Genomic DNA, 11,571 nt, shown 5'->3' with positions numbered 1-11,571 from the left:
TTGGGAGGGTAATGGTGATAAAAATTCTTCACGTTGAGGATGACGAGTCGATCCGCGAAATCGTAGAGCTGGCGCTAGAGATGGCGGGCGGTTTTGAGGTTGTCCAATGTGACAGTGGTGAAGACGCTCTTGCGCGGGCGCTTGATTATATTCCTGACGTTTTACTGCTTGATATGATGATGCCCGGGTTGACGGGTCGTCAGACATTGGAACGGCTGCGTGAACGGCCCGAATTTGCAGAGATCCCTGCGATCTTTATGACAGCGCGCGCGCAACCAAACGAGATGGACGAATTGCGTCAGATCGGGGCGGTTGATGTGATCAGCAAGCCTTTTTGTTCCCATCACATTGGGGGATCAGATCAGAGCCGTGGTGGGCTGACGGTCCGGGTTAAGACGGATCGACAGTTTCCGGCTGTGCATCAAGCACGGTTTGGCAAAGTTGCACAAAGCTATCTAGGTGAAAAAACAAAGGGCCGGGGCAGATGGCTAGGTCGGCATCAGGGCCGTTTAGATGGTCATCAATCTCGGTCTCTACGCTCCGCGCCTCATTTCCCAGTTCCTCAAAACCAAGAGAACCGGCAGTGCCAGCGATCTGATGCAGCAACGTCCGCGCCAGCGTCAAACTACCGTTGACCTCTTCGAGTTCATAGCTTTCCCATGCAACGAGTGCATATTCGGCAATTGAAACCTGTCGGGTTTTCAACATCTCAAGAAACCGACTTCTGATCCGGTCGATTCCTGGCAGTTTGAGTTTTTGGTGCATCATGCAGTCAGACCAATTTGCCATGCGTTTTTATGTGCATGTTCATGAGCAGCAACGGATTCCTCGGACGAGGCATGTGCTGCGGAAATTGCGTCCATAACGGTCGCGCTCGTCTTCCACATTAACCTAATCGCATTACCTGCGCAAACCCGCGGTTCAATCCGCTCGCCTTGGTTGTCAAAAAGTTCAGTCTTGGCAAGGGTCAGGTTCACGCTAAGGCCAAGCGCCTTCATATCGGGCTGCCAGCCGGCTTCGGTGATGCAAACGAATGTACCGTTTCCCGCATAGGACATCAGGAACTGGCCGTCGCCCAGTGTGTCCGAAATGATTTCAGCAACATCTGTCAGCACGGAATAGAATTCGAACGGCGACATGGTGGCGTGATAATGTGCAATCCCGCGGATCGTAAAGGCAAAGGCGGTCGAACCGAACAGATCGTTCCGGCTAAGCTGGCGGATATAGTTTTCGAACGCCATGAAATCGATCAGGTTTTCGATGTCGTGGATCGCGACAGGGTTATGCAGATCAATTGGCGGTGTGCCCCGACCTTGGTTGGGGTTCACTTTCTGGGCCGCGAAAATCTTGGTCGGGCGCGCTTCGCGTTCAGAAAAAGCACGCTCAACAAGCGCCAGCCGCGCCTTGAGTTCGAACATCTCAAAGGGTTTGGTCACATAATCCGTCGCGCCGGCAGCAAAGGCTGCATCGATGTAATCTTTTTCTGACATCGCGGTAAGCATCAGGATAGGCGTATCGACATAGTTATCCATGTCGCGGATTTTGCCAGCAAGGGCGATGCCATCTGTTCCGGGCATTTGGATATCAAGCAAGAAGCAATCGAAAGGCGCACGCGCATTCGATCTGATCGTTTCAATGGCTTCATCAGCACTTGAGGCCATAACCAGCTTGTGTTCTGTCATTGTCTCGATGAAATGCGCGAGCAGTTCAAGGATGATTGGATCGTCATCAACCGCAAGAATTTTCATTTACCTAGCCCCACCAAATATTAACATGCAGAGCATCAACGCCCCGCTAAATCTGTTAACAAGGTGTAAGGGAAACGTGTCAAAATATGGGCAATATTGATACATTATCAGGGAATCTCTGTGTATACGAACAAAATTCCTGCCGACCTCAAGAGCAGGATAAGTGGTTAAATGGTAGAAAAGTTTGATGTTTTTCTCGATGGTACACTGGTCCACGCGTGTGAATTGCGCGCTGGTGGGGCCGTCGCGCGGGTTCTATCTTGGGGTGCCACACTTCAGGATTATAGGGTGGCGGGTATTAAGCACAGCCTGGTTCTGGGTGGCGAAACCCTCGATTCGTATCTGGGTCAGATGCGCTATTTCGGGGCCATAGTTGGGCCGGTTGCAAATCGGATCGCCAAGGGCCGGATGCAGATTAATGGTAAATTGTTCGATCTGGACAAGAACGAAAACGGTTGCACGACGCTGCACAGCGGATGCGCTGGCTTTAGTGACCGGAACTGGACCTTTACCCAAGTGTCTGAGGACGCGTGCGAATTAACTCTTGAACACCCTGATCGGCTGGGTGGATTTCCCGGAAATATCGTTGCGACCGCAGTTTACCGTCTGACCGCCTCGGGCACGTTGGAGATCGAGATTACAGGGCGGTCGGATGCGGACATGTATTTCAGCCCCGCGTTCCATGGATACTGGAACCTGTCCGGTCAGGCCGACCTTTCGCATCACATGCTGACCGTTCTGGCTGATACGTATTTACCCGTCGATGCCGACCAAATCCCCGTCGGTTCGCCCGAACGGGTGGCGGGCACGGCATTCGATTATCGGCAACCACGTCATGTCGGTGCCGTTTTGGATCATAATTTCTGCCTTGATGCCTCTAACGCTCCGATGCAGACGGTTTGCCGGTTGGAAGCGTCGGGTATCGTGTTAGAGGTTCAGACCAACCAACCGGGCATTCAAGTTTATAATGGGCTTCATATCGATACCGCGCCGGTTAACGGGCATCTTGGCACGCCGTATCGCCCTTGCGCGGGGCTTGCGATTGAGCCGCAATTCTGGCCGGATACACCCAATCAACCCAGCTTTCCGTCCAGCTTTCTGAAAGCCGGGGATACCTTTGTGAGCCGCGCCCGGTTTGTGGTTTCAGATTTGCGCTGACTAAATACCGCGCAGGGTAGGGATGCAGCGCATTTGATGCCAATTATTCAACGATAAAAATTTGACAGGGGGCGGATAAATGCTAGGTCTTGCTATATAGTAAGGCAGGCTTACAAAGAGAATAATGGACCCTTGATGCGTACAACGATTGATACCGATAGTTTTGGATTTTTGTTTAATGATATTGCGCGGATCACCCGTGGCGTGTTTGCCCGTGAAATCGAAGCGGGTCAACTGACGGTTACAGCGGCCGAGGCCCGCGTTTTGGCGCATATGGCCCGGTGTGGTCCCACCCGCCAACATCTATTGGCCGAAAGCCTTGGCATGACCCCCATGAGCCTGACCGGCTTTCTTGACCGGCTTGAGACAGACGGTTTGGTCGCGCGGGAAGCTGATCCAAAAGACCGCCGGGCCAAGATCGTAACCCTCACACCGAAAGCGGCGGATACGTTGGCGCAGATCGCCCAAGCGGGTGAGCGGACGGAAAATCTGATCTCAAACGGACTCTGCCCCGAGGAATGGAAAACATTCCTTGAGACCGCGCGCAAGCTGCGCGCCAATATCGATGGCCCGCGCGTTGCTGCTTCGAAAGCGGAAGACACATTATGACCGCCCCCTTAATGACCGAACGCAGGGTCAGTATCATTGGCGCGATGTTGGTGGCCATCGGGCCGGTTTCTATGGCCTTATACACCCCCGCCATGACCGAGCTGGTGCGCCATTTCGGGTCAACTGAATCGGTCATCAAGCTGACCCTGACGCTATATTTCGGCGGTTTTGCCTGCGCGCAATTGGTTGCGGGGCCGCTGTCTGACGCATTGGGTCGGCGTCCGGTAACGATTGCATTCATGGCTTTGTATTGCGTTGCAAGTCTGGCAGCGATGTTATCCCCGTCGGTCGAGGTTCTGATGGGCGCGCGCTTTGTCCAAGGGATCGGCGCGTCGGTTGGTGTGGCGATTTCACGGGCGTTGGTGCGCGATCTGTTCACCGATGACCAGTCGTCGCGGATCATGAATCTGATTGGTATTATTCTGGCGCTTGGGCCTGCGCTGGCCCCAACAATCGGTGGGCTGATGCTGCCGTTGTTTGGCTGGCGGTCGATCTTTTTGTTAATGACGGTGTTTGGTGCCGGTATTATCGCGGTCGTCATTTTCGCGTTGAAGGAAACGGTTGTCACCGACCGATCGCGGCTAAATTTTCCAGCGCTTGGGCGCACTTACAAGATGCTCTTGACCAACAAGCACTTTATTTCAGCGTCGTTGGTCATGGGGGGTGCATTGGGTGCTGTTTACGCACAGGCGACGTTTTTGCCGTTCATCCTGATGAATGAGGTCGGCCTGTCACCTGCGCAATTCGGGGCCTCGATGCTGGCGCAATCAGGCAGCTTTTTCGCGGCCTCCCTGATCTGTCGCACTCTTATGAAAAGATATGGCGCGAATGCTTTGGTTGCCCCTGGCCTGGTGTTTATCGCGTTGGGCAGCATGGGGACATTGACGCTGCTGATGTGGTCGCCCAGCTTCTTGCATGTGATGATCCCCGTGGCCGTTTATTCCTTCGGGATTGCATTTGTGATGCCGGCAATGTCGACAGCCGCCCTTGCGCCATTTGGGCGTGCCGCTGGTGCCGCTGCATCGATGTTGGGCTTTATTCAGATGGGGTCAGGACTGTTGATGGGGTCGCTGGGTGCCTTGATGGGAGATGCAGTTGTTGCGATGGGCACCTTGATCCCGATCATGGGTATTGTCGCGTGTATTGCGTTTGCATGGTATCACAGGCTGGGTCCGGCTGTTGCCAAACCGCTGCCTGATCAATCGCCGGCGCAATGCGGTCCGTTGGCTGCGCAATCCAGCCCCGTGACAGCCCCCGACAAATAGGCAGGTACCCTTGGCGTGCCGGAAATACCAAAGGCCGCCCAGTGCAAGGCGACCTTTGTGTCAAATGCAGAACGGTTTAGTCTTTAAAGACGGCAAGCCCCAGCCATTCGCAGATCAGGGCAGGGGTTTCCTCGCCTTCAATCTCGATCGTTAGCAGGTTTTCCCGCAGCATGTCTGTTGCGTTGCGGGCTGTGACTTTTTGCAAGGTGAACCGCCCACGCAGACGCGATCCGGCAGGCACAGGCCGTAAAAAGCGCAGTTTGTTCATGCCATAGTTAATGCCCATCACCTGACCCGGCATCATGCTAAAGCAATCATAGGCAAAGCGGCTGGCCAGCGACAATGTCAGGAAACCATGGGCAATCGTGCCCCCGAACGGGGTTTCTGCGGCGGCGCGTTCTGGATCGATGTGGATCCATTGCATATCATGAGTCGTTTTCGCGAATTGATCGATCATTTCTTGGTCAACGGTGATCCAGTCGGATACCCCGACTTCGGTCCCGATCAGGGTTTCGCTGTGCTCAACCGCCTTTTTCAATGAAGACATGGTGGTTTCCTCCTATGCTGGATCAGCGGCAACGCGCACCATACGCTTGCCTTTGTTGTCGCCTGCCAAAAGGCCAATCAACGCTTGCGGCGCGTTCTCAAGGCCTTCGACAATGTCTTCGGTCACTTTGATCTGACCATTCGCGACCCATGTCTGCAGCGCGCGCAGGGCTTTGGCATCGTCATGGGCCCAGTCCATCACAATGAAGCCTTCCATGCGCAGCCGTTTAACAACAACAAGACCGGGCAGGTTGCGCGGGCCGGTTGGTGTTTCGGTATCATACTGGCTGATCGCGCCGCAGCAGACGATCCGGCCCTTTTCGTTCATGCTGAACAGCGCGGTTTCCAACACAGCGCCGCCGACATTGTCGAAATACACATCGACCCCATCAGGGCAGGCGGCGCGCAATGCTTTGCCCAAGCCCGGTGCGCGGTAATCAAGACACTCGTCAAAGCCGAGCTCTTCTTTGACCCATTTGCATTTTTCAGCGCCACCGGCGATGCCGACAACACGGCACCCAAGCGCCTTGGCGATTTGCCCAACGTAGCCGCCGACCGACCCCGCCGCCGCCGATACCAGCACGGTTTCGCCTGCAATGGGTTGGCCAACGGAAATCAGCCCGTGAAATGCGGTCTTGCCCGCAATGCCATAGACAGACATCAGGTTGGACAGTTCCGGTACTTTGGGCAGCTTTTCGCATTTGCGTGCCTCGGCGACGATGTAATTTGACCAAGTTGCTTCGGCGGCGACGATATCACCAACGGCCAGACGGTCTGATTTGCTTTCGGTGACTTCGCAGATTGCATATGTCGGCATTGCGTCGCCGGCATTCACAGCAGCGCGGTATGTCGCGCCCTTCATCCAAGACCGGTTTGCCGCGTCGATGGACATCAAAATGACCTTGAGCACCACCTGACCGTCGCCCGCTGTGGGCATATCGGTTGTGGTTTCTGTGAAATGTGCGGGCGTCAGGGCATCGGTCGGCAGTTCGGCGATAACGATTTGTCGGTTTGTCATGTTGCTTTCCTTTCAGGCTCAATCAACGTCAAGAACGACTTTGCCCAGAACCTTGCGGTCCTGCATCAGGGTCAACGCATCGGCTGCCTTTTCCAACGGGAAACGGGCAGAGATACGCGGTTTGATCTGGCCGCTTGCGTACATGCGAAACAGATCGGCCATGTTTTCGGCATGGGCTTGGGGTTCGCGGACCGTGTGTGCGCCCCAAAAGACGCCAACGATCTGGCACCCCTTTAGCAGTGTCAGGTTCAGCGGAATCTTCGGGATACCAGCGGGGAAACCGACAACCAGATAGCGGCCTTTCCACGCTAGCGCGCGCACGGCGGGTTCTGCATATGCACCGCCAACGGCGTCATAGACGACATCAACACCGTCACCGCCTGCAAGCTTTTTGATCTCGTTCGAGAACTCTTTTTGTGTGGCGCGGTCATCCATATCGCGGCTGTAGACGATTGTTTCGTCTGCACCTAAATCACGACAGAACTGCGCCTTTTCCTCGGACGATACGGCAGCGATGACTTTTGCACCGGCGGCTTTGCCCAACTCGATCGCAGCAGCACCCACACCACCCGCAGCACCAAGGATCAGCAAGGATTCGCCCGCCTTGATTTCAGCGCGGTTTTTCAACGCGTGATGCGACGTGCCATAGGTCAGCACCAAACATGACGCTTCGTCATATGGCATCGCATCGGGTATTTTCATGACCCGACCGGCATCAATACACATGTCAGTGGCAAAGCCGCCAAAGCCCGTCATCGCCAGAACACGGTCACCGACAGCAACGTTTGTGACGCCTTCACCAACCGCGTCGATATCACCTGCAACCTCGCCACCCGGGGCAAAGGGGCGGGGTGGTTTCATCTGGTAAAGATCCTGAATAATCAACGTGTCAGGGAAATTTAGACCAGCAGCACGGACCCGAATGCGGACCTCGCCTTTTTTGGGTTCGGGTTGCGGCAGCTCTGTCAGCTCCAGGGTTTCCGGGCCACCGGGTGCGGTGCTTAGCATGGCTTTCATTTCGACATTCCTCCTCAAGAATTTGCAAAGCAATAGGTGCGTTCAGAAACTGTCTTGTCAATCGAATTTCGAAATGCAATTTTGCAGTGCGGAATTGTTATCCGCAAAATCGAGGGGGGAGAATACGATGCAGTCCAATCAGGAACTGGAGGGTTTCCGAGTTGAACTGCGCGATTGGCTGGAGGCAAATTGCCCGGCCGAAATGCGTGGTGGCGAGGCCAGTGAAGCATCCATCTGTTGGGGTGGCAAGAATTTTAAGTTCGAAACAGACGCGCAACGCGACTGGATGGGACGCGCTGCATCTAAGGGGTACACCGTGCCCACGTGGCCGGTCGAATACGGCGGTGCCGGGCTAAACCGTTCGCAAGAAAAGATTTTCAAAGAGGAAATGGACCGTATCGGTGCCCGCAGTCCGCTGGACAGCTTTGGCATCTGGATGCTTGGGCCAGCCTTGCTGCACTTTGGATCGCACGAACAAAAACTGCATTATTTGCCCCCGATTGCACGCGGTGAAATCCGCTGGTGCCAAGGCTATTCCGAGCCGGGTGCCGGGTCCGATCTGGCCAGTGTTCAGACCAAGGGCGAAGACAAGGGCGATCACTGGTTGGTCAACGGTCAGAAAATCTGGACGTCTTATGCTGACAAAGCCGACTGGATTTTCGCGCTGATCCGCACCGACCGTGAAGCGCCCAAACACAAGGGTATTTCGTTCCTGCTGATCAACATGGAAGACGCAGGCGTTGAAACCCGCCCGATCAAACTGATCTCGGGCGCGTCGGTATTTTGCGAAACCTTCTTTACCGATGTGAAGGTGCCGAAACACCAGATCGTCGGCACCGAAAACCGCGGTTGGGACGTGGCGAAATACCTGCTGACGCATGAACGCGAGATGATCTCGGGCGGGGGGCAGGGTCTGTCTGGCGGGCGTGCTTTGGGGGCGGTTTTGAACGAATCCCTTGGCGAAGGTCAGGAAATGGAGACCACCCTGCGCGCCGACGCGATGCGCTGCGAGGTGGATGCGCTGGCGATTGGGCTGACACTCGAACGCTACAAGGATCAGGCCGAAGCGGGAACTGGCGCAGGTGATGCGTCCGCGATGTTGAAATACATGGGCACCGAGCTGAACAAACAGCGCCATGAATTGCTGATGGCTGCGGGCGGCAGTGATGCGCTGGAATGGGACGGGCCTTTGGGCAACCGGCCAGCCGATTGGTTGCGTACCAAAGCGAATTCTATCGAAGGCGGCACATCCGAGGTGATGCTAAGCATCGTATCGCGCCGCGTTCTTGGGCTGGGGGCATAAATCATGGCAAATCTGGTAATGACCGAAGACGAAACCATGCTGGCCGACGCCGCGCGCGGTTTCCTTGATAAATCCGCCCCTGTCAAAGCGTTCCGCGATCTGCGGGACGCGGGAAAAACCCACGATGCGAAGATGTGGAAAGAAATGGCTGACATGGGCTGGGCCGGTGTGCTGGTGCCTGAATCTGCTGGCGGGTCCGACATGGGCCACGCCGCGGCAGGCGTTCTGGCGCATGAAATGGGCAAGACCTTGGTCGTCAGCCCGTTTTTGTCGACCGCTGTGATCGCCGCGACGGCGCTGCGCAATGTCAGCGATGCACGCGCGCAAAAGGCTTTGGCCGCGATTGCCACGGGTGATGTGACCTATGCGCTTGCTGTTGATGAAGCGTCAAAGTTCAACCCCGAAGCAACATCGATGGTTGCAACCCGCGAAGGCAACGGTTTCCGCCTGAGTGGTAAGAAAACATTCGTCGTGGATGGTGCGCTGGCAGGTCGTTTGCTGGTGTTGGCCAAGACCGATGATGGTCTGACGCTGTTCGATATTCCGGCCGACCGCGCAGGTATCACCCGCAATGCACAAAACATGATCGACGCACGGGATTCCGCGCGTATCGATTTCGACAATGTCGAAGCCACAGGCGAGGATGTCATGGGTCAAGTGGATAGCGCGATGAGCGTGTTGAAGCCCGCGCTAGAAGCAGGCCAGGCAGCGCTTGCCGCCGAGATGGCAGGGCTGTCTGCTGGTGCGTTCGGGATGACTGTGGCTTACCTGAAAGAGCGCAAGCAATTCGGTACTGTCATTGGCAACTTCCAAGCCTTGCAGCACCGCGCCGCCCATCTGTGGTGCGAGATCGAAGTGACAGCATCAGCAATCATGAACGCGGGCCGCATGCTGGACGAAGACCCTGACAACGCCACCATGGCAGTCTCACTCGCCAAGGCACGTGCCACTTCGACGGCGCAACTGGCGGTGCAAGAGGGTGTTCAGATGCATGGGGGTATCGGCATGACCGACGCTTATGACATCGGATTTTATATGAAACGCGCCCGTGTGGGCGCTGAATGGCTGGGTGATTATGGTTATCACGCGAACCAAGTCGCCAAGCACAGAGGATTTTAAACTATGGATATCAATACACTTTTCGGGCTTGAGGGTAAAACCGCCCTAGTCACCGGCGGTGCCACAGGCATTGGCCGCATGGCTGCCGAAGCGCTGGTCCGCGCAGGCGCGACTGTCCTGATCGCCAGCCGCAAAGGCGACGCTTGCGAGGCTGTTGCAAAAGAGCTGAACGCGATGGGTGCCAGTGGCAAAGCCATCGGGTTTGCTGGCGATGTCGGCACCGAAGAAGGTGTGGATGCGATGGTGGAAGCGGTGAAAGCGCGCACTGATCGCCTTGATATCCTGATGAACAACGCGGGGATCACTTGGGGGGCACCGCTGGGCGATTTCCCCTTCAAGGCGTGGGAAAAGGTGATGAACGTCAATGTGGCCGGTCTGTTCGACCTGACACAAAAGCTGCTTCCAATGCTCAAGAAACACGCGACCATCGAAGACCCTGCGCGGGTTGTGAATGTCGGCTCGGTCATGGGTGAACGCGAGATGGGCGACGGTGCCTACAGCTATTCCGCATCCAAGGCCGCCGTGATCCACCTGAGCAAAATTCTGGCCAAGGAACTGGCCGGCGATGCGATCACCGTGAACGCTTTGGCACCGGGGCCGTTCGTGTCGCGCATGACCGCCTTTGCCACCCATGACGAAGGTATGCGCAGCAAGGTCGGCGAAGATGTGCCGCTACGTCGCGTGGGTACGGATACTGACATCGCGGGCTGTATGCTGTTTCTATGCGGTATCGGCGGGGCCTATATCACGGGTGCCGTTATTCCGGTGAGCGGTGGCATCAACGTGATGAGCGGGCCGAACATTTTTGAACAAGCGCTGCATTAAGGGGCCTATGATGGACATCCGATTTGATAACCGCGTGGCGATTGTCACAGGCGCTGGTACCGGTCTTGGCCGCAGTCACGCCTTGGGGCTGGCTGCACGTGGCGCGCGCGTCATGGTTAACGACCTTGGCGTGACAACAGACGGGCAGGGGGCATCATCCACCGCCGCCGAAGCCGTGGCACAAGAAATCCGCGATGCGGGTGGCGAGGCGATGGCACATGGTTGCGATGTGTCGGACGAGGTTGGCGTGGCCGATATGGTCGCCAAGGTCATGGAAGCATGGGGCCGCATTGATATCGTGGTCAACAACGCTGGTATCTTGCGCGACAAGACGTTCTCCAAGATGGAGATGTCTGATTTCCGCAAGGTCATTGACGTGCATCTGATTGGCTCTGCCAATGTGACCCACGCATGCTGGCCGATCATGCGCCAACAGAAATACGGACGCATCGTGCTGACATCGTCGGCGTCGGGCCTTTATGGCAACTTTGGCCAGTCCAACTATGGTGCGGCCAAGGCGGCGATGATGGGGCTGATGAACGTGCTGCATCTGGAAGGCGCGCGCGACAATATCCGCGTCAACACGCTGGCACCCACTGCGGCAACCCGCATGACCGCCGACCTGCTGCCCGAACAGGCACAGGCTTTGCTGGCACCTGAAACCATCACTCCGGGCCTGCTGTATCTGGTCAGCGAAGACGGCCCCAGCCGGGTCATCCTTGGCGCGGGGGCGGGCAGCTTTGCCCAAACGCGCGTCTACGAGACCGAAGGCGTGACGCTGACCGGAGATGACAACACCCCCGAAGGTGTTGCAGCGGCCTTTGACCAAATTACCGACGCGGCAGGCCAGCAAGAGCTGACCGATGCCTTTAGCCAAACCAAGAAATACGCACTCAATGCAGCCAAGGCCCAAGGTCTTGATCTGGATTGGAGCTAAGAGACTAAATTTAAAGGGAGATCACC

12 protein-coding genes and 1 pseudogene are annotated in these 11,571 nt (G+C 56.2%); 8 read left to right on the top strand and 5 right to left on the bottom strand.

Translation table 11 applies throughout. The features are described 5' to 3' along the window. Nucleotides 1–11 precede the first annotated feature (11 nt). Nucleotides 12–281 (top strand): annotated as a pseudogene (locus KZZ06_RS22545) (response regulator); the annotation flags it as partial. A gap of 109 nt (nt 282–390) precedes the next feature. Here the strand turns inward: KZZ06_RS22545 and KZZ06_RS15860 are convergent. Further along, on the bottom strand, nt 391–768 hold the full coding sequence (locus KZZ06_RS15860) for an Hpt domain-containing protein (RefSeq protein WP_219581097.1): 378 nt from the start codon (nt 766–768) through the stop codon (nt 391–393). Then, nucleotides 765–1,748: a PleD family two-component system response regulator gene (locus KZZ06_RS15855; protein WP_219581096.1), complete on the bottom strand. Its 984-nt coding sequence runs from the start codon at nt 1,746–1,748 to the stop codon at nt 765–767. Before KZZ06_RS15855 ends, KZZ06_RS15860 begins: the two co-directional genes overlap by 4 nt. A gap of 171 nt (nt 1,749–1,919) precedes the next feature. Here KZZ06_RS15855 and KZZ06_RS15850 point away from each other — a divergent pair, with 171 nt between their 5' ends. The 3 genes from KZZ06_RS15850 to KZZ06_RS15840 all read left to right on the top strand — a co-directional run bounded on the left by KZZ06_RS15850 (nt 1,920) and on the right by KZZ06_RS15840 (nt 4,780). Then, a complete protein-coding gene (locus KZZ06_RS15850; protein ID WP_219581095.1) occupies nt 1,920–2,906 on the top strand; it encodes an aldose epimerase family protein in 987 nt (328 codons plus the stop codon). A 135-nt stretch (nt 2,907–3,041) separates the two neighbouring features. Next, entirely contained in the window at nt 3,042–3,515 is a 474-nt protein-coding gene (locus KZZ06_RS15845) for a MarR family winged helix-turn-helix transcriptional regulator (protein ID WP_219581094.1), read from the top strand. Continuing rightward, nucleotides 3,512–4,780: a multidrug effflux MFS transporter gene (locus tag KZZ06_RS15840; protein WP_219581093.1), complete on the top strand. Its 1,269-nt coding sequence runs from the start codon at nt 3,512–3,514 to the stop codon at nt 4,778–4,780. Before KZZ06_RS15845 ends, KZZ06_RS15840 begins: the two co-directional genes overlap by 4 nt. 76 nt (nt 4,781–4,856) lie before the next feature. On the opposite strand, the gene KZZ06_RS15835 is transcribed toward KZZ06_RS15840, so the two are convergent. From KZZ06_RS15835 to KZZ06_RS15825, 3 genes are read right to left on the bottom strand one after another with little or no spacing between them, the layout of a single operon-like run. After that, nucleotides 4,857–5,327, bottom strand: coding sequence for a MaoC family dehydratase (locus KZZ06_RS15835; protein WP_219581092.1), 471 nt, complete (start codon nt 5,325–5,327; stop codon nt 4,857–4,859). A gap of 12 nt (nt 5,328–5,339) precedes the next feature. Next, nucleotides 5,340–6,344: an NADP-dependent oxidoreductase gene (locus KZZ06_RS15830; protein ID WP_219581091.1), complete on the bottom strand. Its 1,005-nt coding sequence runs from the start codon at nt 6,342–6,344 to the stop codon at nt 5,340–5,342. Between the two features lie 18 nt (nt 6,345–6,362). Then, entirely contained in the window at nt 6,363–7,361 is a 999-nt protein-coding gene (locus KZZ06_RS15825) for an NADPH:quinone oxidoreductase family protein (protein ID WP_219581090.1), read from the bottom strand. A 127-nt stretch (nt 7,362–7,488) separates the two neighbouring features. On the opposite strand from KZZ06_RS15825, the gene KZZ06_RS15820 reads away from it, so the two are divergent. From KZZ06_RS15820 to KZZ06_RS15805, 4 genes are read left to right on the top strand one after another with little or no spacing between them, the layout of a single operon-like run. Next, on the top strand, nt 7,489–8,664 hold the full coding sequence (locus KZZ06_RS15820; protein WP_219581089.1) for an acyl-CoA dehydrogenase family protein: 1,176 nt from the start codon (nt 7,489–7,491) through the stop codon (nt 8,662–8,664). 3 nt (nt 8,665–8,667) lie between these two features. Then, nucleotides 8,668–9,783, top strand: a complete 1,116-nt coding sequence (locus KZZ06_RS15815; protein WP_219581088.1) for an acyl-CoA dehydrogenase family protein — start codon at nt 8,668–8,670, stop codon at nt 9,781–9,783. 3 nt (nt 9,784–9,786) lie between these two features. Further along, nucleotides 9,787–10,608, top strand: a complete 822-nt coding sequence (locus KZZ06_RS15810) for an SDR family NAD(P)-dependent oxidoreductase (protein ID WP_219581087.1) — start codon at nt 9,787–9,789, stop codon at nt 10,606–10,608. 10 nt (nt 10,609–10,618) lie between these two features. Beyond that, nucleotides 10,619–11,545: an SDR family NAD(P)-dependent oxidoreductase gene (locus KZZ06_RS15805; protein WP_219581086.1), complete on the top strand. Its 927-nt coding sequence runs from the start codon at nt 10,619–10,621 to the stop codon at nt 11,543–11,545. The last annotated feature ends 26 nt before the right edge of the window (nt 11,546–11,571 follow it).

The organism is Sulfitobacter sp. CW3 (genome assembly GCF_019392245.1).
GTDB lineage: Bacteria > Pseudomonadota > Alphaproteobacteria > Rhodobacterales > Rhodobacteraceae > Sulfitobacter.
This window is presented reverse-complemented; position numbering and strand designations above follow the sequence as displayed.

Coding starts and splice junctions, on each gene's coding strand:
- KZZ06_RS15860 (WP_219581097.1), bottom strand. CDS start 768: ATGATGCACCAAAAACTCAAACTGCCAGGAATCGACCGGATCAGAAGT.
- KZZ06_RS15855 (WP_219581096.1), bottom strand. CDS start 1,748: ATGAAAATTCTTGCGGTTGATGACGATCCAATCATCCTTGAACTGCTC.
- KZZ06_RS15850 (WP_219581095.1), top strand. CDS start 1,920: ATGGTAGAAAAGTTTGATGTTTTTCTCGATGGTACACTGGTCCACGCG.
- KZZ06_RS15845 (WP_219581094.1), top strand. CDS start 3,042: ATGCGTACAACGATTGATACCGATAGTTTTGGATTTTTGTTTAATGAT.
- KZZ06_RS15840 (WP_219581093.1), top strand. CDS start 3,512: ATGACCGCCCCCTTAATGACCGAACGCAGGGTCAGTATCATTGGCGCG.
- KZZ06_RS15835 (WP_219581092.1), bottom strand. CDS start 5,327: ATGTCTTCATTGAAAAAGGCGGTTGAGCACAGCGAAACCCTGATCGGG.
- KZZ06_RS15830 (WP_219581091.1), bottom strand. CDS start 6,344: ATGACAAACCGACAAATCGTTATCGCCGAACTGCCGACCGATGCCCTG.
- KZZ06_RS15825 (WP_219581090.1), bottom strand. CDS start 7,361: ATGAAAGCCATGCTAAGCACCGCACCCGGTGGCCCGGAAACCCTGGAG.
- KZZ06_RS15820 (WP_219581089.1), top strand. CDS start 7,489: ATGCAGTCCAATCAGGAACTGGAGGGTTTCCGAGTTGAACTGCGCGAT.
- KZZ06_RS15815 (WP_219581088.1), top strand. CDS start 8,668: ATGGCAAATCTGGTAATGACCGAAGACGAAACCATGCTGGCCGACGCC.
- KZZ06_RS15810 (WP_219581087.1), top strand. CDS start 9,787: ATGGATATCAATACACTTTTCGGGCTTGAGGGTAAAACCGCCCTAGTC.
- KZZ06_RS15805 (WP_219581086.1), top strand. CDS start 10,619: ATGGACATCCGATTTGATAACCGCGTGGCGATTGTCACAGGCGCTGGT.